The organism is Leisingera sp. MMG026, assembly GCF_021654205.1.
Classification (GTDB): domain Bacteria; phylum Pseudomonadota; class Alphaproteobacteria; order Rhodobacterales; family Rhodobacteraceae; genus Leisingera.
Map to the genome: position 1 here is coordinate 233,772 of NZ_JAKFZM010000001.1, position 23,283 is coordinate 257,054.

At 59.2% G+C, this 23,283-nt stretch carries 23 protein-coding genes and 1 tRNA gene; 16 read left to right on the top strand and 8 right to left on the bottom strand.

All coding sequences use genetic code 11. The features are described from left to right. Positions 1–79: 79 nt before the first annotated feature. The 7 genes from L1069_RS01115 (at position 80) to L1069_RS01145 (ending at position 6,375) form a co-directional block, all read left to right on the top strand. A complete protein-coding gene (locus L1069_RS01115; RefSeq protein WP_237454509.1) occupies positions 80–931 on the top strand; it encodes a DUF2059 domain-containing protein in 852 nt (283 codons plus the stop codon). A gap of 203 nt (positions 932–1,134) precedes the next feature. Continuing rightward, positions 1,135–1,680, top strand: a complete 546-nt coding sequence (gene rplU, locus L1069_RS01120) for a 50S ribosomal protein L21 (protein ID WP_129370916.1) — start codon at positions 1,135–1,137, stop codon at positions 1,678–1,680. Positions 1,681–1,691: 11 nt separating this feature from the next. Further along, a complete protein-coding gene (gene rpmA, locus L1069_RS01125) occupies positions 1,692–1,961 on the top strand; it encodes a 50S ribosomal protein L27 (RefSeq protein WP_027258993.1) in 270 nt (89 codons plus the stop codon). Positions 1,962–2,246: 285 nt separating this feature from the next. Further along, complete coding sequence (locus tag L1069_RS01130) at positions 2,247–2,783, top strand: GNAT family N-acetyltransferase (RefSeq protein ID WP_129370917.1); 537 nt, start codon at positions 2,247–2,249, stop codon at positions 2,781–2,783. A 121-nt stretch (positions 2,784–2,904) separates the two neighbouring features. Beyond that, positions 2,905–3,939, top strand: coding sequence for a GTPase ObgE (obgE, locus tag L1069_RS01135; protein WP_129370918.1), 1,035 nt, complete (start codon positions 2,905–2,907; stop codon positions 3,937–3,939). Next, positions 3,927–5,033, top strand: coding sequence for a glutamate 5-kinase (gene proB, locus L1069_RS01140; protein ID WP_237454510.1), 1,107 nt, complete (start codon positions 3,927–3,929; stop codon positions 5,031–5,033). Before obgE ends, proB begins: the two co-directional genes overlap by 13 nt. Before the next feature lie 76 nt (positions 5,034–5,109). Next, on the top strand, positions 5,110–6,375 hold the full coding sequence (locus L1069_RS01145) for a glutamate-5-semialdehyde dehydrogenase (protein ID WP_237454511.1): 1,266 nt from the start codon (positions 5,110–5,112) through the stop codon (positions 6,373–6,375). Positions 6,376–6,438: 63 nt separating this feature from the next. On the opposite strand, the gene L1069_RS01150 is transcribed toward L1069_RS01145, so the two are convergent. Then, entirely contained in the window at positions 6,439–7,035 is a 597-nt protein-coding gene (locus tag L1069_RS01150) for a histidine phosphotransferase family protein (RefSeq protein WP_129370921.1), read from the bottom strand. A 34-nt stretch (positions 7,036–7,069) separates the two neighbouring features. Between L1069_RS01150 and L1069_RS01155 the strand changes: the two genes are divergently transcribed. From L1069_RS01155 to tsf, 5 genes are all read left to right on the top strand, one after another. Continuing rightward, positions 7,070–7,252 (top strand): DUF3553 domain-containing protein, encoded by a 183-nt coding sequence (locus L1069_RS01155; protein ID WP_039145992.1) that lies wholly within the window; start codon positions 7,070–7,072, stop codon positions 7,250–7,252. 107 nt (positions 7,253–7,359) lie between these two features. After that, on the top strand, positions 7,360–8,121 hold the full coding sequence (locus L1069_RS01160; RefSeq protein ID WP_237454512.1) for a GNAT family N-acyltransferase: 762 nt from the start codon (positions 7,360–7,362) through the stop codon (positions 8,119–8,121). Then, positions 8,118–8,948 carry a lysophospholipid acyltransferase family protein gene (locus tag L1069_RS01165; protein ID WP_129370923.1) on the top strand — a complete coding sequence of 277 codons (831 nt, stop codon included), beginning with the start codon at positions 8,118–8,120 and terminating at the stop codon, positions 8,946–8,948. Before L1069_RS01160 ends, L1069_RS01165 begins: the two co-directional genes overlap by 4 nt. A gap of 188 nt (positions 8,949–9,136) precedes the next feature. After that, the gene (gene rpsB, locus L1069_RS01170) at positions 9,137–9,913 is read left to right on the top strand and encodes a 30S ribosomal protein S2 (protein WP_129370924.1); all 777 of its coding nucleotides are present in this window, start codon (positions 9,137–9,139) and stop codon (positions 9,911–9,913) included. 79 nt (positions 9,914–9,992) lie between these two features. After that, entirely contained in the window at positions 9,993–10,868 is an 876-nt protein-coding gene (gene tsf / locus L1069_RS01175; RefSeq protein ID WP_129370925.1) for a translation elongation factor Ts, read from the top strand. Between the two features lie 501 nt (positions 10,869–11,369). Here the strand turns inward: tsf and L1069_RS01180 are convergent. Then, positions 11,370–12,125, bottom strand: coding sequence for a LuxR family transcriptional regulator (locus L1069_RS01180; protein WP_129370926.1), 756 nt, complete (start codon positions 12,123–12,125; stop codon positions 11,370–11,372). Continuing rightward, positions 12,122–12,571: a type II 3-dehydroquinate dehydratase gene (aroQ, locus tag L1069_RS01185; protein ID WP_129370927.1), complete on the bottom strand. Its 450-nt coding sequence runs from the start codon at positions 12,569–12,571 to the stop codon at positions 12,122–12,124. The genes L1069_RS01180 and aroQ overlap by 4 nt, the downstream gene beginning before the upstream one ends. Positions 12,572–12,905: 334 nt before the next feature. Here aroQ and L1069_RS01190 point away from each other — a divergent pair, with 334 nt between their 5' ends. Both L1069_RS01190 and L1069_RS01195 read left to right on the top strand, forming a co-directional pair. Next, a complete protein-coding gene (locus L1069_RS01190; RefSeq protein WP_237454536.1) occupies positions 12,906–14,117 on the top strand; it encodes a serine hydrolase domain-containing protein in 1,212 nt (403 codons plus the stop codon). Positions 14,118–14,186: 69 nt separating this feature from the next. Continuing rightward, positions 14,187–15,050 (top strand): acyl-CoA thioesterase II, encoded by an 864-nt coding sequence (locus L1069_RS01195; protein WP_237454537.1) that lies wholly within the window; start codon positions 14,187–14,189, stop codon positions 15,048–15,050. Positions 15,051–15,371: 321 nt separating this feature from the next. Here L1069_RS01195 and L1069_RS01200 read toward each other — a convergent pair whose 3' ends face one another. From L1069_RS01200 to pdxH, 5 genes are all read right to left on the bottom strand, one after another. Beyond that, the gene (locus L1069_RS01200; protein ID WP_237454513.1) at positions 15,372–19,016 is read right to left on the bottom strand and encodes a vitamin B12-dependent ribonucleotide reductase; all 3,645 of its coding nucleotides are present in this window, start codon (positions 19,014–19,016) and stop codon (positions 15,372–15,374) included. 727 nt (positions 19,017–19,743) lie between these two features. Further along, positions 19,744–19,820: transfer RNA gene (locus L1069_RS01205), tRNA-Pro, on the bottom strand. Between the two features lie 43 nt (positions 19,821–19,863). Then, complete coding sequence (locus L1069_RS01210) at positions 19,864–20,301, bottom strand: DUF192 domain-containing protein (protein WP_237454538.1); 438 nt, start codon at positions 20,299–20,301, stop codon at positions 19,864–19,866. Between the two features lie 43 nt (positions 20,302–20,344). Then, positions 20,345–20,884: a cold shock domain-containing protein gene (locus L1069_RS01215; protein ID WP_129370931.1), complete on the bottom strand. Its 540-nt coding sequence runs from the start codon at positions 20,882–20,884 to the stop codon at positions 20,345–20,347. A gap of 135 nt (positions 20,885–21,019) precedes the next feature. Then, the gene (gene pdxH, locus L1069_RS01220; protein WP_237454514.1) at positions 21,020–21,625 is read right to left on the bottom strand and encodes a pyridoxamine 5'-phosphate oxidase; all 606 of its coding nucleotides are present in this window, start codon (positions 21,623–21,625) and stop codon (positions 21,020–21,022) included. Positions 21,626–21,757: 132 nt separating this feature from the next. On the opposite strand from pdxH, the gene fabI reads away from it, so the two are divergent. Further along, complete coding sequence (gene fabI / locus L1069_RS01225; protein WP_129370933.1) at positions 21,758–22,561, top strand: enoyl-ACP reductase FabI; 804 nt, start codon at positions 21,758–21,760, stop codon at positions 22,559–22,561. Positions 22,562–22,634: 73 nt separating this feature from the next. Then, complete coding sequence (gene gpt / locus L1069_RS01230) at positions 22,635–23,138, top strand: xanthine phosphoribosyltransferase (RefSeq protein ID WP_129370934.1); 504 nt, start codon at positions 22,635–22,637, stop codon at positions 23,136–23,138. Positions 23,139–23,283 lie beyond the last annotated feature (145 nt).

A 23,283-nucleotide genomic window follows, 5' to 3' on the forward strand; every position in this document is an offset into this window, starting at 1 on the left:
GTGCAAGCAGGAAATGCGGCTGCGGCAAAAAAAGCCGGTTTGCCGTTGCCAGCCAAATGTTTTTGCCTAAATTTGCTTTATGAAGATGCCGCTCAAAACCCCCGCTGTGCTTTTACGTTTCCTGACTTTGCTGTGTTTGGCTGCCGTTGGAGTGCCGCAGACCGGCCTGGCCGCAGACCGTGAGAGGGTTGAGGCGTTTCTGGAAGTGACCGGCTTTGACGTCGCGCTCGACAGCATTGCCTTGTCCGCCTCAAGCGCACCGGAGATGCTGGGGGTGGATGCAGGCGCCTTTGGCAGTCAATGGACCGAATTGTCGGGGGACGTCTTTGATACCGCTGAAATGCGCGGCCTGGCGCTGGAGATCCTCGAAAGCACGCTGGACGACGAAGCCCTGGATCATGCGGCGGCCTTTTATGCCAGCGAATTGGGGCAGCGCCTGGTGCGGGCGGAAAACGCCTCGCATAAGGTCGAAGATGACGCGGTAAAGCAATTGGCAGGCAACCGCATCATCTCGGAAATGGTCAAGGACGGCAGCGCACGTGTCGCCATGTACCAGCGGATGGGAACCGCAATTGATGCCGCAGGGGCAGGCGTAAAGGCGCTGCAGCAGATCCAATTCCGCTTCCTTATGGCCGCCGCCTCTGCCGGGGTGATCAAACTGGAGCTGGACGCCGACGGCTTGCGGGCCCTGATGAAGGCGCAGGAGGGCGAGCTGCGCCTCAGCCTGCAGGCCTCCAGCCTGGCCGCCTCGGCCTATACTTACCAGGAGTTCAGCGATGCCGAGGTCGAGGCCTATGTCATGGCCCTGGAGGAGGCGCCCATGCAGCGGGTTTATGAGTTGCTTAACGCTGTGCAGTATGAGATCACAGCCAACCGCTTTGAAGAACTGGCGCACCGGATGGCCGAACTGACACCCGGGCAGGATATCTGATCCCGCACAGGCTTATGGCGCAGGGTGTGGAAAACGGTTGACAGCTTTGAATTTCCGAACCATAAGCCCGCATCCCGGCCCGGACTCCGTGCGCCGGGATTCATTTGTAATACGCCCATGACACGGGCGCGCTGTTCGAGGCGGCATTTGCCGAAACACCCGCAAGGGGGCCGTAGGACGCGGGTATAAAAGGAAAGACGCACATGTTTGCGGTCCTCAAGACCGGCGGCAAGCAGTACAAGGTTCAAGCGGGCGATATCCTCCGCATTGAGAAACTTGCTGCAGACGCTGGCGACACCATCCAGTTCGACGAAATTCTGATGCTTGGCGGCGACGCACCTGTTGTGGGCGCTCCGCTGGTAGATGGCGCTGCCGTAAAGGCAGAAGTGATCGACCAGATCAAAGGCGAAAAGCTGATCAACTTCGTCAAGCGCCGCCGGAAGCACTCCTCCAAGCGCACCAAAGGCCACCGTCAGAAGCTGACCCTGGTCCGGATCACCGAGATCCTGGCATCGGGCGCAACCAAAGCTGCTCCGAAAGCCGCTGCCAAAGCTGCACCTGCAGCCGGTTCGGACGACCTGACCCAGCTGACCGGCGTTGGCCCTGCTGCCGTCAAAAAGCTGAACGAAGCAGGCCTGACCACCTTTGCCCAGATCGCAGCCTTGTCCGAAGACGACATTGCTGGTATCGAAGCGGTCAAAGTGAAGCCCGAATGGGTTGAGCAAGCCAAAGATCTGGCTAAAGGCTAAGGAGAGAGAGAATGGCACATAAAAAAGCTGGCGGTTCCTCACGTAACGGCCGCGACTCCGCGGGCCGCCGTCTTGGCGTGAAACTTTTCGGTGGCCAGGCGGCCATCGCAGGCAACATCATAGTGCGTCAGCGCGGCACCAAGTTCTGGCCGGGCGAAAACGTAGGCATTGGCAAGGATCACACTTTGTTTGCCACCGCCGAAGGTGCTGTCACCTTCCGCAAAGGCCTGAAAAACCGCACCTTTGTATCGGTTCTCCCAGTGGCGGAGGCCGCTGAGTAAACCGACCCGAAGGGTAAAGAAATCTTTAGGGGGATCGGTTATAAGACCGGTCCCCCTTTTCTTTTGTTGCGTCTGCGAGTTCATGATGAGTTTTCCTGCTGTTTCCAGCCCCCTCGATTTTGTACCGCTGCAGTTCGGTGTTCACGCCGGACCAACAAGAAGTTTTGCGCGAATTGAAGACCTTGGGGCTTGCTCCAGGGGCAGGGCGAACACATCTGAAAAGCATCGCCGCAACAACAATGACAATTGCCGCCAGAAGTACACAGGCAGAGGAGGAGCACGTCCATGAACTTGGAACATATCGTGTGTCAGCAGGCCATCGAAACAGAACGGTTTATTTTGCGGCCGCTGCGAAAATCCGATGCCGGGCTGATCGAACATTACGTCAGCGATGCACGCGTTGCCCGCATGACCCGCTCGGTCCCGCATCCGCTGCCGCCCGGCGCTGCCGAAGCCTTTGTCGCGCGTGCCATGGCCGAAGAACGGGACGAGGATGTCTGGGTGATCGATGGCACCGCCGAAGGCGACGCAGAGCTGAAAGGCGTGATCGGCCTCAAGCGGATGGACCGCAACCAGTCGGAAGTGTCCTATTGGACTGCGCCGCCGTTTTGGAATACCGGGCTTGCCTCTGCCGCGGTAAAGGCATTGGTGGATGCAAATCCGCAAAGCAACGCGGCGATGTTTGCCTCGGTGTTTCAGGACAACCCGGCCTCGGCCCGGGTGCTGATCCATTGCGGCTTTGAATATCTCGGGGACGCCGAAAGCTATTCGGTGGCGCGCGATGCCTCTGTCCCGACCTGGACTTACAGCCGAAAACTGTGATTGGCGCGGCGCGCGCTTTGCGGTAAGGCAAACGAAACACTCCCGCCAAGGCCTTAGGGCTTTGGCGGGACACTTGTACTGCGCGGGCGGGCACAGGATCCCGCCGCATTAAGGAGCTGTCATGAAATTCCTCGATCTGACAAAGGTCTATATCCGCTCGGGCGCCGGCGGGAACGGCTGTGTCAGCTTCCGGCGCGAAAAGTATATTGAATACGGCGGGCCGGACGGGGGCGATGGCGGCAAAGGCGGTTCGGTTTGGGCCGAAGTGACGGACGGGCTGAACACCCTGATCGATTTCCGCTATCAGCAGCATTTCTTTGCCAAAAACGGCCAGTCGGGCATGGGCCGGCAGCGCACCGGCAAGGATGGCGACGACATTATTTTGCGTGTCCCCGTGGGGACAGAGATTCTGGACGAAGACCAGGAAACCGTTCTGGCGGATCTCACCGAAGTCGGCCAGCGCGTGCTGCTGGCCAAGGGCGGCAATGGCGGCTTTGGCAACCTGCACTTCAAATCGGCCACCAACCAGGCGCCGCGCCGGGCTAATCCGGGCCAGGAATGCGTAGAGCGCACCATCTGGCTGCGCCTCAAGCTGATTGCTGACGCAGGCCTGCTTGGCCTGCCCAACGCAGGCAAATCGACCTTCCTGTCGGCAACCTCCAACGCGCGCCCCAAGATTGCCGATTACCCCTTTACCACATTGCATCCGAACCTCGGCGTGGTCGGCATCGACAATACCGAATTTGTGGTTGCCGACATCCCCGGCCTGATCGAAGGCGCACATGAAGGCAAGGGGATCGGCGACCGCTTCCTGGGCCATGTGGAACGCTGCGCGGTGCTGCTGCATCTGGTGGACGGCACCTCTGACACCGTGGTTGAGGATTACCAAACCATCATCGGCGAGCTTGAGGCCTATGGCGGTGTTCTGGCCACCAAGACCCGGATCACTGCGCTGAACAAGGTGGATGCGATCGACCCGGAGGAGCGCGACGAAAAACGTGCCGCCTTGGAACAGGCTGTTGGCGGCCCGGTCATGATGATGTCCGGCGTCAGCCGCGAAGGGCTGAACGAGGTGCTCCGTGCGGTACGGGCAGAAATCGACGATGACCGCGTCCGCATGAAACCCGCCGAGGAGGAAGCGCCTTGGCAGCCCTGAAGTCGGCAAAACGGATTGTCGTCAAGATCGGCTCGGCACTGCTGGTTGACCGCGGCACCGGCGAGCTGCGCGCAGGCTGGCTGCATTCTTTGGCCAATGACGTCGCCTGGCTGAAGGCCGGCGGCACCGACGTGGTTCTGGTTTCCTCCGGCTCCATCGCTTTGGGCCGGGGTGTGCTGGGCCTGCCGCGCGCAGACCTGCCGTTGGAGCAATCCCAGGCCGCAGCGGCAGTTGGCCAGATCCGTCTGGCCCGCGCCTATGAGGAGGCGCTGGCGCCGCACCGGATTACCACGGCGCAGGTGCTGGTAACGCTGGAAGACAGCGAAAACCGCCGCCGCTACCTGAATTCACGCGCCACTTTGGAAACGCTTTTGGGGATGGGTGCGGTGCCGATCGTCAACGAGAACGACACCATCGCCACAGACGAAATCCGTTATGGCGACAATGACCGGCTGGCGGCACAGGTGGCGGTGACAGTTGGTGCCGATGCCTTGATCCTGCTGTCCGATGTTGACGGTTTCTACAGCGCCAACCCCGCGCTGGATCCCAAGGCGGAACGTTATGACCGGATTGACAAGATCACACCGGAGATTGAGGCGATGGCCGGCGATGGTGTTTCCGGCCTGTCCAAAGGCGGGATGATCACCAAACTGCTGGCGGCAAAGATGGCCACTGCAGCCGGATGCGCCATGGTAATCACTGAAGGTTCGCCATTGAACCCTTTGAAAACACTTGAAGATGGCGCGTCGTGCACTTGGTTCACCGGGCAAGGCGACCCGCAGGCCGCACGAAAGCGCTGGATCAGCGCGATGAAGACCCGCGGTATTCTGACCATCGACGAAGGCGCGGCCCGCGCGCTGATGTCGGGTAACAGCCTGCTGCCCGCAGGTGTGCGTCATGTGGAGGGTGACTTTGGCCGCGGCGATCCGCTGGCCATCCTTAGCCCAGACGGGCGCAAACTGGGGCAGGGGCTGTCACGCTATACAGCGGACGAAGCCCGCGCCATCCAAGGGCGCCAATCGCAGGAAATCGAGGCCACGCTGGGCTATCCCGGCCGCGCCGCATTGATCCACCGCGATGATATGGCGCTTTGAGCAGACCATCTGATAATCTATTCCAGTCGGCAGGCACCCGATGTGCCATAAAAGGACCGGCAAGGGCGCGAGACACATGAAAGACAATGAGAACATTCCCGCTGTGATGGCGGAGCTTGGCAAACGTGCAAAGCAAGCGGCGCAGATCCTGGCCACGGCCAGTGCTGAGCGCAAACATGCCGCCTTGATCAGTGCGGCCCAAGCGGTTTGGAGCCGCCGGGCTGAGATCATCGCCGAGAACGTCAAGGATTTGGAGTTCGGCCGGACCAAAGGCCTGTCCGACGCGATGATGGATCGGCTGATGCTGGACGAGCCCCGTATTCAAGGCATCGTCGATGGTCTGCGCGCGGTGGCAGAACAGCGCGATCCGGTGGGCGAAGTGATGGAAGAGTGGGAACAGCCCACTGGCCTCAAGATCCAGCGCGTCCGCACGCCGCTGGGGGTGATCGGGGTAATCTATGAAAGCCGCCCGAATGTGACGGCGGACGCCGGCGCGCTCTGCCTGAAATCAGGTAACGCGGTCATTCTGCGCGGCGGTTCGGAAAGCTTTCATTCCAGTCAGGCAATCCATGCCTGCTTGGCCGAGGGGCTGAAATCCGCGGGCCTGCCCGAAGATGCTGTGCAGCTGGTGCCGACCCGCGACCGGGCTGCGGTGCAGCAGCTGCTGACCATGACAGACTATGTCGACGTCATTGTGCCCCGTGGCGGCAAGGGCCTGGTGGGTCTGGTTCAGCGAGAGGCCCGGGTGCCCGTTTTTGCCCATCTTGAAGGCATCGTGCATATTTACCTCGACAAAGCCGCCGATCCGCAAAAAGCGCTGGACGTGGTGCTGAACGCCAAGACCCGCCGCACCGGGATCTGCGGCGCCGCGGAATGCCTGCTGGTCCATCAGGACATCGCAGGAACGCTGGGTAAAGCAGTGTTGGAAGCCCTGGCATCCGCCGGCGTGGAAATCCGCGCTGACGCCGGCCTTCCCGGTCCAAGTGGTATGACTGCTGCCAGCTCCGAGGACTGGGGCAAGGAATACCTGGATTCCATCATTGCCGCCAAGCAGGTAGCGGGCCTTGATGAAGCAATTCAGCACATCCGCACGTATCACTCTCAGCACACCGATTGCATCATCACCGAGGATGAGGCTGCAGTTCAGAAGTTCTTTTCCGAACTCGACAGCGCAATCCTGATGCACAATGCCTCGACCCAGTTTGCCGACGGCGGAGAGTTTGGCATGGGCGCGGAAATCGGGATTGCCACCGGCAAGATGCACGCGCGCGGCCCCGTTGGGGCAACCCAGCTGACAAGCTTCAAATACCTGGTGCGCGGCGACGGCACCACCCGGGCGTAACCGGCAGAAAACGCAAAACGCCGGGCCAACCGCCCGGCGTTTCTTTGCGGAAATTGCTGCGGATCAGAACTGCAGCGTGATCTTTTCCAGGCTCTGCTCCAGCCGGACGGTGCGGTCTGCTTCCTTTGCGGCCTCAGGGAGCAGCGCAAATTGCACCAGCGCCGGCGTGATCTCTGCATTTGAATTGCCGCCGCTGACCCGCGCCCACAGCTCATCATCCACGTTCAGCTTGCGGCCTTCGCCCATTACCGTCCATTTGCCGCCGGCGCAGAAAATCTTAACTGTGCCGCCATAGGGAAGGGCGGATTCCAGGCACAGTGCCGCCAGCAGGGACAGGCGCGCCTCGCTGCGGGTGCACCCCTCCAGAGGCGACCATTGGTACTTGATCCGGCCGCCCTTGCTGATGTCCTCCAGCACCGAAATCAACTCGGCCCGGCCCATTTGCTGGTCGCCGGCAGCGCCAAAGGCGATGCGGAAGAAACGGATGCGGGCATTGGCATTTGCGACGCTGTCAGAGATCAGCTCCAGCTCGGGGCCGGACATGCTGCCAGCCATTCCAAGCAGTTCCAGACCGTTGTTTATGGCACCGACAGGGCTGATCAGATCATGGCAGATCCGGGACCCTACCAAAGCAGCCAGATTGGCGTTATCTACACCCATAACTTATACTTCCTCCGAACTGGGCCACCCGCCAATGAATGACCTCAACGCAATTTTAGCCCCCGGCATGTTCGTCCGGCACCCGGATCACCCTGAATGGGGTGTCGGGCAGGTGCAATCGAACGCGGGCGGCAAGATCACCGTTAATTTCCCCGACCAAGGCAAGCTTGTGATTGACGGAGCGCGCGTCTCCCTTATTCCCGTCTTTGATCCATAACGGTTTATGAAGGGTTAACGAACTCCATCTAATTCGCCTGAAAAGCTGCGCGTTCTTTGCCTTAATACAGGGATGCGCTCAAGCCTGATCGACGCAAAGGTGACCGAATGCAAGACTGTCCTCCGGAATTTTCCGTCAAGATTGCAGAAACAGACGCGGAGCTGCGCGCCGCACAGGCGCTGCGGTACGACGTATTTGTGCGCGAGCTTGGCGGCGGCGGCGCGTTGGTGGACCATGATGCGGGGCTGGAGCGGGACAGGTTCGATCCGTTTTTTGACCACATGCTGGTAATAGATGACACCACGGGCACGGTGGCCGGAGTCTACCGCTTGCTGCGCGATGATCAGGCTGCAGAAGCCGGGCAGTTTTATTCCGAGGATGAATATGACCTGACCGTGCTGAGGTCCTCCGGCCGCAAGCTGCTGGAGCTGGGACGCTCTTGCCTGCATGCGGATTACCGCGGCGGCATGGCAATGTTCCACCTTTGGTCAGGGCTGGCAGACTATGTGGAGACCCACGGTATCGAGGTTCTTTTCGGGGTAGCAAGTTTTCACGGCACCGACCCTGCTGCGCTGGCCAATCCGCTGGCCATGCTGCACCACAATCATCTGGCGCCGCCCGGGCTGCGTGTGCGGTCAAAGTCGTTTCAATCCATGAACTTGGTGGCCGCAGATGATCTCAACCGCAAACGTGCGATGGTGGAAACCCCCGCGCTGATCAAAGCATATCTGCGGCTGGGCGGATACGTCGGCGACGGCGCCTATGTCGATCAGTCGTTCAACACCACCGATGTGTGCCTGATCCTGGACACCGCGCAAATGAACGACCGCCAGCGCAGGATTTATTCCGGAGGCAAGGGCCGGAAATGAGCGTCAGCTGGCAAAGCGAAGAGGCGCCGGATCCGGTCCGGATCAGCGCCTTGGGCTGGTTGCTGGTGCTGCTGCGCGGGCTGCCGCTGGCGGTGCTGGTATTTGGCGGGCTGCTGGTATTGCTGGCCCTGCGGCTGATCGAGCGGCCAGTATTCGGCTTGCAGCGGCCGGTCACGCCGTTCATCACCCAGTTTGTCTGCCGCAATGCCTTTCGCATTCTGGGGATCCGCTTCATAACCCGCGGAACGCTGATGCGTCAAAAAGGGGCCGTGGTGGCCAATCACGCCTCCTGGCTGGACATTTTTGCCCTCAATGCGCGCAAGCGGATCTACTTTGTTTCCAAGGCGGAGGTTGCCAAATGGCCGGGGATCGGCTGGCTGGCGCGGGCCACCGGCACCGTCTTTATCGAACGCAATCCCAAAAAAGCCAGGGAACAGGCCGACATGTTTGAACAGCGCCTGCTGGCCGGCCATAAGCTGCTGTTTTTCCCCGAAGGCACCTCTACCGATGGTTTGCGGGTTTTGCCCTTTAAAACAACGCTCTTTGCTGCGTTTTTTTCTGAAAAACTGCGCAAAGATCTGCATATCCAGCCTGTTTCGGTCCGCTACCGCGCGCCCGATGGCGCCCCGGTGCGGTTCTATGGCTGGTGGGGAGATATGGATTTCGGGCCGCATCTTCTTAAGATCCTGGCAACCCCGCGGCAAGGCCAGGTGGAGCTGATCTACCACCAGCCGTTAAAGGTTGCCGCCTTCCCGGACCGCAAAGCCCTGGCCGCCACTGCCGGGAAATTGGTGAAGGATGGCCACCTGCGCGCTTTGAATGGTTGAAAAATCAGGCGGGAACCGGTTTCTTCCGGATCCGCTATTGTCAGCTGACAATTTCTGCTCTATGAGCGCGCCTACGAACCCGCAGGCGGGGTTTGGCCTGATCAGGGGAGACATCCCTGACGGACCCCCGGTTGGAGCATCCGCTCTGAACCCCCGCCGAGGATAGAAACCGGAAAGGATATATTAGCATGGCTCTTCCTGAGTTCACCATGCGTCAGCTGCTTGAAGCTGGCGTTCACTTCGGCCACCAGACTCAGCGCTGGAACCCGCGCATGGCACCGTTCATCTACGGTTCGCGCAACGGCATCCACATCATGGACCTGACCCAGACTGTTCCGATGCTGGACCAGGCGCTGCAGGTTGTCCGTGACACCGTTGCCAAAGGCGGCCGCGTCCTGTTCGTCGGCACCAAGCGCCAGGCAGCCGGCCCGATCGCCGAAGCGGCTGAAAAGTCGGCTCAGTACTTCATGAACCACCGCTGGCTCGGCGGCACTCTGACCAACTGGAAAACCGTTTCCCAGTCGATCAACCGCCTGAAAGAAATCGACGAGAAAATGGCGGGCGGCGCCGAAGGCCTGACCAAGAAAGAGCGTCTGGGCATGGAACGCGACCAGGAGAAGCTCGAAGCGTCTCTGGGCGGCATCCGTGATATGGGCGGCGTGCCGGACCTGCTGTTCGTCATCGACGTGAAAAAAGAAGCGTTGGCCATCGCCGAAGCCAAGAAACTGGGTATTCCGGTTGTGGCTATTGTCGACACCAACTGCTCCCCCGATGGCGTGGACTTCATCATTCCGGGCAACGACGACGCATCGCGCGCCATCTCGCTGTACTGCGACCTGGTTGCACGCGCAGCACTCGACGGCATGTCCGCTCAGCTGGGTGCCGCAGGCGTTGACCTGGGCGCGCTCGAAGAAGCGCCGGTCGAAGAAGCCGTGGCTGAAGAAGCCGCTGCTGCTGACGCCTGATCCGTCCCGTCACGGAACTGACATGCGGGGCAGGGTATCACCTGCCCCAAATCTGTTTTTGAATTGAGGAGAGCCTAAGATGGCAATCACTGCTGCTATGGTGAAAGAACTGCGCGAATCCACCGGCGCAGGCATGATGGACGCGAAGAAAGCCCTGGTCGAAAACAACGGCGACATGGAAGCCGCGGTTGACTGGCTGCGCACCAAAGGCCTGGCCAAGGCTGCCAAGAAATCCGGCCGTACCGCCGCAGAAGGCCTGGTTGCCGTGATCGTCGAAGGCAACAAGGGTGTTGCCGTCGAAGTGAACTCGGAAACCGACTTTGTCGGCAAGAACGCTGAATTCCAGGCAATGGTCGGCGGTATCGCCAAGGCTGCGCTGGGTGTTTCGGACGTCGAAGCGCTGAAGGCTGCCGACATGGGCGGCAAAACCGTTGCTGACACCATCACCGACAAGATCGCCACCATTGGCGAAAACATGTCGGTCCGCCGCATGGCCGCGCTGGAAGGCGAAACCGTTGTGTCCTATGTGCACAACGCCGCTACCGCAGGCATGGGCAAAATCGGTGTTCTGGTTGCCATGAACGGCGGCGACGCCGCGATCGGCAAGCAGATCGCAATGCACATTGCAGCTGCCAACCCCGCCGCGCTGTCCGAAGCAGACATGGACGCCTCTGTGGTTGAAAAGGAAAAGCAGGTCCAGATGGACATCGCCCGCGAATCCGGCAAGCCGGAGCAGGTGATTGAAAAGATGATCGTTGGCCGGATGAAGAAATTCGTCGCGGAATCGACCCTGCTGAACCAGCAGTTCGTTGTGAACCCGGACCTGACCGTTGAAGCCGCAGCCAAAGAAGCAGGCGCAACCATCACCGGTTTTGCCCGCGTTGAAGTCGGTGAAGGCATCGAAGTCGAAAAAGAAGACTTTGCAGCCGAAGTCGCCAAAGCCGCACAGGGCTGATTTGAGCTAATTCGGGCTGTTCAGTTTTCACGCTTGAATTCAAAAACCGGCAGGGATGTCCCTGCCGGTTTTTTTGTGCGCATCGCTCCCCGCATAGGGAATGCGCGGCCCAGCGGCTGAACGGGTCTTTGCATATTTTAACGAGACCACCAGAAGGATGTGAGGGACCCCACTGATGGGGATGGGCGAGGCCCCTCTGTATCCGGAACAGACGCAGAACAATACGCGTCTGTTCCTGACCAGGTAGGAGAGCCTTGAAATCACAAGGGTCGTTACCCATTAGTTCCTTGGCTAAAGCCACCACTCACGGAACAGAGGCAACATGCAGAATATCAACCTATAACGGTAGTATAGAATTCCATACCTCTTACGGCTTAGTTCAGGCCGGGCCGGATTGAAAAACCGGTTAAATTTCCGCCGCTTGTAAGCGATCAAAGACAGCGGGGCGAAATCTGAAATTGCCGCTGCGGCGGCGGCGGTCATCCGCGGTCAAGCGGCTGCCTAGGCATCCATGATATACATCTGATTGTGCAATGCCGCCTTCAAAACAGCCTGGGCGGTTGTCTCGACAGAAAGCGATTCCCTGGCAAGGCGCAGGTGTTTTTCAATCGTCGCGGGTGTAAGTTCCATCAGAAGTGCAATGTCCTGCGTGGTTTTGCCATCGCCAACCCATTGCAGAACCTCCCGCTGCCGTTTGGTAAGGCTGCGGTTTGGTGCCGTGTAGGGCAGGGTGAGGATTTTCAAATGGGCGACATTGTTCATAAGCACGATGTCATCGCCCGACTTCTGCCACAGCGCGTCCACCGCATCCTGAGACATGCCCCGCTTTGCAGCCAGCGATATCGCGCCCTTGTAGCGGGGAGAAGCAGAGTGGAAACTGACGGTGTAACCGGCATTCATGTCGAGCTTCTGATTGAATTCATGCACTCTTTGGGCTTCGGGCCCAAGTGTCCCGCCGGCAATCATGTCCTGCACAATACGCCAGCTGCCGGCGCCTTCATTATCCAAGGCCCAGCGAAGCATCGGCGCATGGAAATACAGCCCCTTATGCAGGAAACCGTTCAAATATTCGCTGTCGTGATTGGACAGGATAACAAAATCCTCCGGATCCCCCAGCGACGTTTCCGTTTTGTAACGGGTGTATCCGTAAATCAGCCGGTCGAACCCGAACCTGGACATTTGCCGGACATGCTCGTGCCACAGCTCTTCCAGGCTTTGAGCGCCGCAAATGAAACTCAGGTAATTCTTTACCTTCATGCTGTTGCAGCCATTTCCAAATGTGCCTTCAAAGCATCCATCGCCAACAGATACCCCTGCGCGCCAAAACCGCAAATCTGCCCCAGCGCCGCCTTGGCGATGTAGGAGCTGTGCCGGAACGGCTCGCGTGCATGAATATTGGAGAGATGCACTTCAACGGCCGGAATCTCCACGGAAATCAACGCATCCATCAGGGCAATAGACGTGTGCGTATAAGCGCCGGCGTTCAGGATAATCCCATCATGCTGGCCCTTGGCCGCATGAATAGCATCAATCAACGCCCCTTCATGGTTCGACTGGAAGCAGCTGACCGCAACCCCGAGTGTCTGAGCATGATCGGCGCAAGCCTGCTCGGCCATCGCCAGGGTGACCGAGCCATAGACCTCCGGCTGGCGGGTGCCAAGCAGGTTGAGGTTGGGGCCGTTCAATACCAGAATGCTCGTCATCGGATCTGTTTCCTTTTCGTCCTTCCCTTTGAACCTCTAAGACAAATTTATTGCAAATGCGAACACGCAAACGCGCATAAGTTAGAAAAATTCGAATTTTGGAATTTACTGAACCCGCTGACACAAGCGTTTGCCCGGCACTCTTTTCCAGCCCATTTCCAATTTGAGCGTTTCTATTTCCAGCCGGCACAGTCATCGGGCCTTTGTATTTCACTCTGTCTGTATTCCGGCACCTGCGCCCCGATACCTGGAATGCAACGTCTGCCGGCTCGTGTCCTGCAGAATGGCAGTATACAGTCCGGATGAAGAGGCAGAGCAGCAAGAGGGTACAGCGATGAGATCAGACCGGCTGGAACGCATCAGGGGCTGGCAGCAACGCTATGTGGATGAAGGGAAATACCCGGGAAGCGCCCTTTTGATCCGCCGCCGCGGCGAGGAACAGTTCTTCCACGCGTCGGGCCTTCGAAACATCGAGGAGAACCTGCCATTCACCCGTGACACGCTGGTGCGCCTCTATTCGATGACCAAGCCGGTGACGTCTGTGGCTGTGATGTCTCTTCTGGAACAAGGGCTGTTCCATCTGGATGCCCCCGTCAGTGATTTCCTACCGGAATTCAATGACATGCAGGCGCTAGTGCCCGGGGCCACCCAGATCGGCCAGACAGAACCTTGCGCTGTTCCCACACTGCACCAGCTGCTGACCCACACCAGCGGGCTGAGTTACCCGTTCAACCCAGGTGTTCTGCCGGAAGCCATGGCCAAGGAGGATCTGCTGTTCAAGCCCGACCACGGATCACTTGCCCCGATGGTGACCCGGCTATCTGGGCTGCCGTTGGCCTTCCACCCCGGAACCCGTTGGGAATACTCCGTTGCGACAGATGTGCTGGGCCGCGTTGCCGAGGTTGTTTCAGGCAAATCTCTGGGCCAATTCTTGCAAGAAGAAATCTTTGAACCGTTGGAAATGACTGAGACCGGTTTCCAGCCGCCGAGCGGGGCAGGGAGCCGGTTAGCCTCTCTCTATACGCCGCTGGCCGGAGACGCCATGGCGCTGAATTCCGCAGAGACCGGACCCAACAGCCTGCGCCTGACAGACAGTTACCCGCACTCTCCGTTCTGGCAGGCTGAAATGCATTCCGGCGGCGGTGGATTGATCGGCACAATTGATGATTACATGAAATTCACCGAAATGCTCCGGCGCCGCGGCCGCAGTCGAAACGGCCTTATCATCAGCCCGCAAACTGCTGATTTCATGATGCAAAACCACCTTACAGGCGACATTGCCTCAATGGGACCGCAAAGCTTTGCCGAACAGCCGATGGAGGGCATGGGTTTTGGCCTGGGCGGCGCTGTTGTTCTGAGCCCGGCACGGGCGCGGTGCCCCGGATCGGTTGGCGACTTCAGTTGGGGCGGCATTGCGTCAACGTTCTTTTGGCTGGACCGGCAGCTTGATATGTCGGTGGTGTTTTTGACCCAGCTGGCGCCTTCCAGTTCATACCCGGCACGGCCGGAACTCAAGGCGCTGATCCATGGCGCCATTGCCGAGTGACTTCCAACTGCCGCAGTTCCAGGTAAGATAAGCGTTCTGCATCAGAAAAGACCAATGAAAGCGCTGCAAATGCCGGATACCGCCAAAGCCCTCCTTGATCTGCTGGATCTGGAAGAGCTTGATACAAATCTTTACCGCGGATCCGGTTCCGGCGGCGAAACACCGACCCGCATCTATGGCGGCCAAGTGATCGCACAGGCGCTGACGGCAGCATATGCAACTGTTTCCGGACGCTTATGTCATTCTCTTCACGCGTATTTCATTCGTCCGGGTGATCCGTCCAGACCAGTCATATACGAGGTTGACCCGGCGCGGGACGGCCGCAGTTTCACCACCCGGCGAGTGGTGGCGATGCAGAACGGCAAGCAGATCCTGAACCTGGCGTCATCCTTTCATGCACCGGAATCCGGCTGGGAGCATCAGCACCAAATGCCGGATGTTCCATCGCCGGCCGCGCTGGAGCCGCGTGACAAAATCCTCCTGCGGAATGCATTCCGGGTAGATCCGGCCAAACGCGATGAATTCACGAGACCGCGGCCATTCGAGATCCGCGAAGTTGCGCCGCGTGATCCGTTGGAACCGGAAAACACATCTGATATCAATCATATGTGGATCAGAATGGAGGCAGCCAAAGGCGCCGGTCCTGAGCTGCAGCATATCCTGATGGCCTATGCCTCGGACTTTGGCTTGCTTGGGTCATCGATGCGGCCGCATGGGCTTACGTTTCACAGACCCGGCGCCATGACCGCAAGCCTGGACCATGCAATGTGGTTTCATGCACCGGTTCAATTCGAGAACTGGCATCTTTACACAATGGATGCACCGTTTACCGGCAGCGGCCGCGGCTTCAATCGTGGATCTATTTTCACGGAAGACGGCCAACTGATCGCCAGCGTCGCCCAAGAAGGATTACTGCGTCCGGCAAGTAGTTGAAAAAATTAGTCTTTTAAGTTCCGCCACAATAGGTCTTCAAAGCCCGATAACTTAACATAATTCTCATTATGAGAACTATGTATTGTAGCCGCAAAGCAGCAAGCAGCCCGCCCACGTCAAGAAAATGGCTTCCTCTGAAACCAGAGGAAGCCAGTTATCACCGGTCAGGCTCCTTCATTGACTGCCCGAAAGTTTTCTTACCTGGGCCTTCTCGGTGTTCAGAACGGGCGCACCCATTCCTGATAGCGCTGGAAGCAGTATCACTGCTTCCAATATCCGTCTGCGCCACCGAGGGAAAATCAGAGACGCAAGCGGTGTTCTTCAGCTGCAGCCGGAGGTTCCGCCGCAGGTGTTGCACTTCATGCAGGTGCCGTTGCGGACCAGCGTGTAGTTGCCGCATTCGCCGCAGGCTTCGCCTTCATAGCCTTGCATTTTTGCCTTGACGCGCGCATCCATCCCGCCGCCAGGCTGCACAGGTGCATCACCGGTCTCTGGCACCAGCGATTGCAACGCGGCAACCGGATCAGTTCCAGTTCCCAGTGCCGACACTTCGGTCTGACCGCCTTGCAGCACCACCAGTTCCTGCGGCAGCCGTTTGCGCAGGTAACCGGTCGAGGAGATCTGCTTCAGCACCTCCAGCGATCGCGAGGCTGCGTTTTCACTCAGCTCGCTCAGGTTCGACACGCCTTCTTCTTCGCCACGGCCCAGGTCGTCAAAGCTTGCGCCCTCGGGCTTCACATGTGCCAGATCGGTACGGTCCAGATAGCTGACGGCCAGTTCGCGGAACACGTAATCAAGGATCGAGGTGGCGTTCTTGATCGAGTCATTGCCCTGGACCATGCCGGCGGGCTCAAACTTGGTGAAGGTGAAGGCATCCACAAATTCTTCCAGCGGCACGCCGTATTGCAGGCCGACCGATACCGCGATGGCGAAATTGTTCATCATCGCCCGGAAGCCTGCGCCTTCCTTGTGCATGTCGATGAAGATTTCACCAAGATTGCCGTCCTCGTATTCGCCGGTCCGCAGATAGACTTTGTGGCCGCCGACAACCGCCTTTTGGGTATATCCCTTGCGCCGCTGCGGCATCTTGGTGCGGTGCGATTTCAGCACCTCCTTTATGACGACTTTCTCGACGATCTTTTCGGCAAGTACCGCGGCCTTCTCGTGCTGCGCGCCGCTCTCCAGAACCTCAGCGGCCTCGTCATCATCCTCAACCAGTGCAGCCGCCAGCGGCTGGCTCAGCTTGGAGCCGTCACGGTAAAGCGCATTGGCTTTAACCCCCAGGCTCCAGCTCAGCTCATAGGCCTTCTGACAGTCCTCGATGGTGGCATCATTGGGCATGTTAATGGTTTTGGAGATCGCACCCGAGATAAAGCTTTGGGCCGCTGCCATCATGGTGATGTGGCTGTCAACGTTCAGGAAACGCTTGCCTTTTTTACCGCAAGGGTTGGCGCAATCAAAGATCGCATAGTGTTCTTTTTGCAGATGCGGCGCGCCTTCCAGGGTCATGGTGCCGCAAACATGGTCGTTGGCCGCGTCAATGTCCGCCTTGGTAAAGCCAAGGTGGCGCAGCAGGTCGAAGGTCGGATCATTCAGCTTGGGTGCCGGAATGCCCAGAACGCCGGTGCAGAAATCCTCGCCCAGGGTCCACTGATTGAACACGAACCGGATGTCAAAGGCCGATTCCAGTGCGGCATCCACCTTGGCCAGCTCATTGGGGCCAAAGCCGTGGCCGGCCAGCGAGGTGTGGTTGATGCCCGGCGCGTTGCCGATAGAGCCATGGCCAACTGCGTAGGATGCGATTTCTTCAATCTGGGCAGAGCTGTAGCCCAGGCCCTCCAGTGCAGAAGGAACCGAACGGTTGATGATTTTGAAGTAGCCGCCGCCGGCCAGCTTTTTGAACTTCACCAGGGCAAAGTCGGGCTCGATGCCCGTCGTGTCGCAGTCCATCACCAGGCCAATCGTGCCCGTGGGCGCAATCACCGTGGTCTGGGCGTTGCGGTAACCGTGCTTTTCACCCAGTGCCAGCGCCTCGTCCCAGGCGCTGGCGGCCAGATCAGCCAGCAGCGCGTCCGGGCAGTTGGAAATGTCCAGTGGCACCGGCGTGACCGACAGCGCCTCGTAGCCGTCCGCGTTGCCCATTGCAGCGTTGCGGTGATTGCGGATCACACGCAGCATGTGGTCTGAGTTTTTTGCATAACCCGGGAACGGCCCCAGTTCCGCGGCGATCTCGGCCGAGGTGGCATAGGACACGCCGGTCATCAGCGCGGTCAAGGCACCGCAAAGCGCCCTGCCCTCATCCGAGTCATAGCTGTAGCCCATGTTCATCAAAAGGCCGCCGATATTGGCATAGCCCAGGCCGAGGGTGCGGAAATCGTAAGAGCGCTGCGCGATTTCCTTGGACGGGAACTGCGCCATCATCACCGAGATTTCCAGCGTCAGCGTCCACAGGCGGCAGGAGTGCATGAAGTCATCGGCCTGGAACAGCCCGTCTTTCAGGAAGCTCAGCAGGTTCAGCGACGCCAGATTGCAGGCGGTGTCGTCCAGGAACATGTATTCCGAACACGGGTTTGAGCCGCGGATTTCACCGTCTTCCGGGCAGGTGTGCCACTCGTTCACGGTGTCGTGGAACTGGATGCCCGGATCAGCGCAGGCCCAGGCCGCATGGCCGACCTTCTCCCACAACTCGCGGGCCTTAACGGTTTTGGCGACCTTGCCGTCGGTGCGGTTGATCAGCTGCCAGTCAGCGTCTTTTTCAACCGCGTGCAGGAAGGCGTTGGTGACCCGGATCGAGTTGTTGGAGTTCTGCCCGGAGACGGAGCTGTAGGCCTCAGAATCCCAGTCGGTGTCATAGGTCGGGAACTCGATCGAGGTATGGCCCTGCTTGGCGTAATCCAGCACCCGCTTGATGTAGGTTTCCGGGATTGCCACTTTCTTGGCCTCGCGGATGGCCGATTTCAGCCCGGTGTTGACCGCCGGGTCATAAGCATCCGCTTCACCGCCGTCCCAGCTGCGGATGGCCTCGAAAATACCGTTCAGCATCTTCTCGTGCATCTTTGAACCGGCGACGATGGAAGCGACTTTCTGTTCTTCCAGCACCTTCCATTCGATGAACTGCTCGATGTCCGGGTGATCGGCATCGACGATCACCATTTTTGCTGCCCGACGGGTTGTGCCGCCTGATTTGATAGCGCCGGCCGCGCGGTCGCCGATTTTCAGGAAGCCCATCAGGCCCGAAGACTTGCCGCCGCCGGACAGCGGCTCGCCTTCGGCGCGCAGATGGCTGAAATTGGTGCCGGTGCCGGAACCGTATTTGAACAGGCGCGCCTCGCGCACCCACAGGTCCATGATACCGCCGTCCTTGACCAGATCATCCGAAACCGACTGGATGAAACAGGCGTGCGGCTGGGGGTGCTCATAGGCGCTGTCGGACTTGGTCAGCTTGCCGGTCTTGTAGTCGACATAGTGATGGCCCTGGGCCGGGCCGTCGATGCCATAGGCCCAATGCAGGCCGGTGTTGAACCACTGGGGGGAATTGGGGGCGGAGCGCTGGGTTGCCAGCATGAAACGCATCTCGTCGTAATAGGCGCGGGCGTCGTCCTCGGAGGAGAAATAGCCGCCCTTCCAACCCCAATAGGCCCAGGCGCCGGCCAGACGGTCGAACACCTGCTTGGAGGAGGTTTCCCCGCCCAGCACTGCGCCGTCTGCAGGGACCGAGCGCCACAGGAAATCAGGAACGCCTTTTTCGCGGACTTTTTTCAGCCGCGACGGCACGCCGGCCTTGCGGAAATACTTCTGCGCAATGACATCACTGGCGACCTGGCTCCAGGATGCGGGAATTTCGATGTTGTCGAGCCGGAAAACAATGGTCCCGTCCGGATTGCGGATCTCCGATGTGGCCGAGATAAAGGCCAGATCAGCATAAGCATCCTGTCCGGGTTTGGTGAACTTCCGTTCGATCTTCATGCTCAGCCCCTTTTCAAGCATTCGTCGTCTATTTGCCGCGGCGCCCCCAAGCGCCAGTCAGATCCGGTCACGGAATACACAAACACCCGGCGCGCGCCGCATATAGCGCGCTTGCGGCCCTCGCCGGCCATTCTCACAGGACTGTCTGCTGTTTTCAGCGTTGTTGCTTCGGCTCTGTCACCCACCAGATCTAGTGCCATCGCAACCGGTGTCCACAATTTGGCGTATTCGGACACTAAGGGTCAACGGCAAATTTACACTTTGGCAACTATCTTTGCTGTTGACGGTTTCCGCGGATTGCAGGGTCTGCGGCGGGGCGTTGATTCATCCACAGGCCCTGTCCCGTTCAATGTCTTCGGACTGCGCTGCTGCCTGTTCGGATTTCCTTTGACGGGTGAGTGACTTGCTGCCTTGCAGAAGGACAGCGGCCGTACCGGGCAAAGGTGATGGGTGTGTAAAACCATGCAGCTGCACTGGCTGACAACGGGGCGCACAGGTTAGAAGCGATTTTCTTGTGGCTTCCTGCCACGGACCTTAGGACAGCCGGTCTCCGATTAACCTTCTGATGCGGCTCAGCGGCAATTGGTTAAGGGTGTCTTAACAGTGCATTAAGAAAGTCCTAACACCCCCGATTGAACTGCGTAGGTTCAGTTCACCAAATACGGGAAACGAATCTTTGCCGCGGTTTTTACCCGGCAAAGATTCGCTGCAATTTATTGAAGAAGTATGGTCGGGGCGGCGAGATTCGAACTCACGACCCCCTGTACCCAAAACAGGTGCGCTACCAGACTGCGCCACGCCCCGGACCGTGCGCCTTCCTATCTCTGCCAAACTGATTTGAAAACCCCTAACAGGGCCAAACTGCACCGTTGCGGGAAAAAACTTCGTGGCGCATCTGCGAGCCTGCCGCGATACCGTATTTGCGGGCAAGCCCGCCGTTGATTTCCAGCACCGCAAAGACAGCGTCACCCCCGGGAATCGGGGTCAGATCGCCAGGCACGGCGTTCTCGTGAACCGAGGTCACCAACCCGTGTTCATTCAGAAAAATGATATCGAGCGGGATCAGAGTATTCTTCATCCAGAACGCCGCAGGCTGCGGGCTGTCATAGACAAACAGCATCCCTGCCCCGCGCGGCAGGTCTTCGCGGAACATCAGCCCTTGGGCACGCTCCGCCTCTGTACCGGCAATTTCAACGGTAAATCCCGCCTGCCCCCAGTCGCCGCGAAGATCGGCCTGTGCAAGCTGGCAGTCGGACGCCAGCGCGGTGCCGGCGGCAAATGTCATGCAGGCGCCCAAGCTCCACTGAAGCAGGCGCCGCATCAAGACCTCAGTCCTCGTCGCCGGGGAGCATTGCAGCCTCCCAGGCCAGCACTTCAACCGCCATGCGGCCGCGTTTGCCGTCGATCACCCGCATTGCCAAAGCTTCCCCCGGCTGCAGATCCGCCAGCCCGGACTGCCGCAGCACTTCGACATGCAGGAAAACATCCTCGCCGCGGCCAAAGACATTGGCAAAACCGAACCCTTTGCCCTTGTCGAACCATTTGACCCGGGCAGGCTCCAGCGGTTCGTTCTGCAGGCTGGTCATGTCCAGTTCGGCAAAATCGCTCAGCACCGGGGTGTCATCACGTTCGGGCGGCTGAATGGAGATCACTTCAACGGCCTGGACACCGCGGTCGGTCTGATGGGTTACAATCTCGATCCTGGCGCCGTCCGCGACAGAGCTTTGGCCGAAATTACGCAGTACATTCACGTGGAGCAGAATATCCGCGCCGCCCTCGTCAGATACGACAAATCCGTATCCTTTGGCCGGATCGAACCACTTCACCAGCCCCTGGATTTGCTGCAAGCTGCTCAGATCTTCTGCCACGTACTTTTCCCTACCGCGTTTTTTTTATTTTGATGGTGCCCTGATGCGCGATTCTGACCTTGGATTTCAAGCTAAAAAGTCTAGAAATTGTCATGAAATTACTCTTGACCCAAGGTAAGCCATTGCCGCTTCCGCTCAAGGATTGAGCCGCAGGATTTCCCATTCTGCAGCTGCGTTCTTGCGGCGCCAGCGAAACCGGTCATGCAGCCGGAATGCGCCATCTGCCCAAAATTCTATCTCAACCGGAACCAGGCGGAAACCGCCCCAGAACGGCGGACGGTCCGGGTTCGGACCCTTCATGGCTGTGACCTTTGCCACCTCGGCCATCAGCGTGCCGCGGCTGTCCAGCGGCTGTGACTGCTTTGAGGCCCAGGCCCCCAGCCGGCTCTTGAGCGAGCGGGACTTGTAGTATTCATCCGCCTGCGGCCCGTCTTCGCGGGTGATGGTGCCGCGCACCCGGATCTGGCGGCGCAGCGATTTCCAATGCACCACAAAGGCGGCCTTGCCGGCCTGATCCAGCTCCTGCGCCTTGGCGCTCTCGTAATTGGTGTAGAATACAAAGGCGCCGTCTTCGATTTCCTTGAGCAGAACCATGCGGCTGTTCGGCAATCCGGTCTCATCCACCGTGGCCAGGGCAATGGCGTTGGGATCGTTGGGTTCGGCCTGTTCCGCCTCTCCCAGCCAGGACCGGGCGATGGCAAACGGATCGTCACCTGCAAATATACCTGTACGGTCGGTCATCGGGCACCTCTTTGCGGATTTCGCTGCAACCTATGCAGCTTCCTGCCCCGCGACAAGGGCGTGCACCCTTGAAGCGGCCCGCGCGGCATACTAAACACCCTCTAATTCACAGATCACAGGCGGAGAACCTGCATGTCTAATCACCTGATGGCCGGCAAGCGCGGCCTCATCATGGGCCTGGCCAATGACAAATCCATCGCTTGGGGGATTGCCAAGGCCTGCGCCGATGCCGGCGCCGAGCTTGCCTTTTCATATCAGGGCGACGCACTGAAAAAGCGGGTCGCCCCGCTGGCGGCGCAGCTGGGCAGCGATATCGTGCTGCCGTGCGACGTCTCGGACGAAGCGTCCATTGACGCCTTATTCGCCGGTCTGGAAGCCAAATGGGGCAAGCTGGACTTTGTTGTCCACGCCATCGGCTTTTCCGACAAGAACGAGCTGCGCGGCCGCTATGTCGACACCAGCCGCAGCAATTTCCAGATGACCATGGACATCTCGGTCTTCTCGTTCACCGCGGTGGCAAACCGCGCTGAGAAGATGATGAGCGAGGGCGGCTCGCTGCTGACCCTGACCTATTACGGTGCCGAGCAGGTGATGCCGCACTATAATGTGATGGGTGTGGCCAAGGCCGCACTGGAAGCTTCGGTCAAATACCTGGCCGAGGATCTGGGCAAGGACGGCATCCGCGTCAACGCGATCTCGGCCGGCCCGATCAAGACCCTGGCCGCCTCTGGCATCGGCGATTTCCGCTACATTATGAAGTGGAACGAATACAATTCGCCGCTGCGCCGCAACGTGACCACTGACGACGTCGGCAAATCCGCACTTTATCTTCTGTCCGACCTCAGCTCCGGCGTGACCGGCGAGAACCTGCATGTCGATGCCGGCTATCACGTGGTGGGCATGAAGGCGGTGGATGCACCGGATATCTCCAAGTAACTGAATACAGAAAGAAACCCAGGGGCATCCTGGGTTTCTGCAAGCTGACGCGACTTTGCGGGGAGCAAGTAACATGACCGATCGTCTGCCGCACGAAAAAGGCTTTCACATCAGCTGGGACCAGATCCACCGCGACAGCCGCGCCTTGGCTTGGCGGCTGGACGGGCAAGGCCCTGATGATGGCGCATGGCGCGCAGTCGTGGCAATCACCCGCGGCGGCATGGCGCCGGCTATGATTGTCAGCCGCGAGCTGGACATCCGCACCGTCGATACCATCTCGGTGCGGTCCTACCATCACCAGTCCCAGGGTGAAGCTGAGGTGCTGAAAGCACCCGATGCAGATCTGATGGGGGATGGCGAAGGAATCCTGATCATCGACGATCTGGTCGACAGCGGCAAAACCCTGGATCTGGTGCGCCAGCTGTACCCCAAGGCGCATTTTGCCACCGTCTATGCCAAGCCCAAGGGCCGGCCGATGGTGGACACCTTCATCACCGAAGTCAGCCAGGACACCTGGATTTTCTTCCCCTGGGACATGGCGCTGCAATATGTGGAGCCCTACCGCGGCAAGGATTGATCCTGTCCGGACAGAAAGACCCCAAAGGCGCGCGTTACAGCGCGCCTTTTTCTTTGGCCATGCCGGCACCCGCCGTTACCGCTTGAGCTGTCCATTGCGCCGTGCCAGACATGTGCCGGCGCCCGGTCCGGCGCACCTGACATTA

Coding starts and splice junctions, on each gene's coding strand:
- L1069_RS01195 (WP_237454537.1), top strand. CDS start 14,187: ATGCCGGATACCGCCAAAGCCCTCCTTGATCTGCTGGATCTGGAAGAG.
- pdxH (WP_237454514.1), bottom strand. CDS start 21,625: ATGACCGACCGTACAGGTATATTTGCAGGTGACGATCCGTTTGCCATC.
- L1069_RS01210 (WP_237454538.1), bottom strand. CDS start 20,301: ATGACATTTGCCGCCGGCACCGCGCTGGCGTCCGACTGCCAGCTTGCA.
- rplU (WP_129370916.1), top strand. CDS start 1,135: ATGTTTGCGGTCCTCAAGACCGGCGGCAAGCAGTACAAGGTTCAAGCG.
- rpsB (WP_129370924.1), top strand. CDS start 9,137: ATGGCTCTTCCTGAGTTCACCATGCGTCAGCTGCTTGAAGCTGGCGTT.
- fabI (WP_129370933.1), top strand. CDS start 21,758: ATGTCTAATCACCTGATGGCCGGCAAGCGCGGCCTCATCATGGGCCTG.
- L1069_RS01180 (WP_129370926.1), bottom strand. CDS start 12,125: ATGAAGGTAAAGAATTACCTGAGTTTCATTTGCGGCGCTCAAAGCCTG.
- L1069_RS01160 (WP_237454512.1), top strand. CDS start 7,360: ATGCAAGACTGTCCTCCGGAATTTTCCGTCAAGATTGCAGAAACAGAC.
- tsf (WP_129370925.1), top strand. CDS start 9,993: ATGGCAATCACTGCTGCTATGGTGAAAGAACTGCGCGAATCCACCGGC.
- gpt (WP_129370934.1), top strand. CDS start 22,635: ATGACCGATCGTCTGCCGCACGAAAAAGGCTTTCACATCAGCTGGGAC.
- L1069_RS01115 (WP_237454509.1), top strand. CDS start 80: ATGAAGATGCCGCTCAAAACCCCCGCTGTGCTTTTACGTTTCCTGACT.
- obgE (WP_129370918.1), top strand. CDS start 2,905: ATGAAATTCCTCGATCTGACAAAGGTCTATATCCGCTCGGGCGCCGGC.
- rpmA (WP_027258993.1), top strand. CDS start 1,692: ATGGCACATAAAAAAGCTGGCGGTTCCTCACGTAACGGCCGCGACTCC.
- L1069_RS01155 (WP_039145992.1), top strand. CDS start 7,070: ATGAATGACCTCAACGCAATTTTAGCCCCCGGCATGTTCGTCCGGCAC.
- L1069_RS01130 (WP_129370917.1), top strand. CDS start 2,247: ATGAACTTGGAACATATCGTGTGTCAGCAGGCCATCGAAACAGAACGG.
- L1069_RS01145 (WP_237454511.1), top strand. CDS start 5,110: ATGAAAGACAATGAGAACATTCCCGCTGTGATGGCGGAGCTTGGCAAA.
- L1069_RS01150 (WP_129370921.1), bottom strand. CDS start 7,035: ATGGGTGTAGATAACGCCAATCTGGCTGCTTTGGTAGGGTCCCGGATC.
- aroQ (WP_129370927.1), bottom strand. CDS start 12,571: ATGACGAGCATTCTGGTATTGAACGGCCCCAACCTCAACCTGCTTGGC.
- L1069_RS01165 (WP_129370923.1), top strand. CDS start 8,118: ATGAGCGTCAGCTGGCAAAGCGAAGAGGCGCCGGATCCGGTCCGGATC.
- L1069_RS01200 (WP_237454513.1), bottom strand. CDS start 19,016: ATGAAGATCGAACGGAAGTTCACCAAACCCGGACAGGATGCTTATGCT.
- L1069_RS01190 (WP_237454536.1), top strand. CDS start 12,906: ATGAGATCAGACCGGCTGGAACGCATCAGGGGCTGGCAGCAACGCTAT.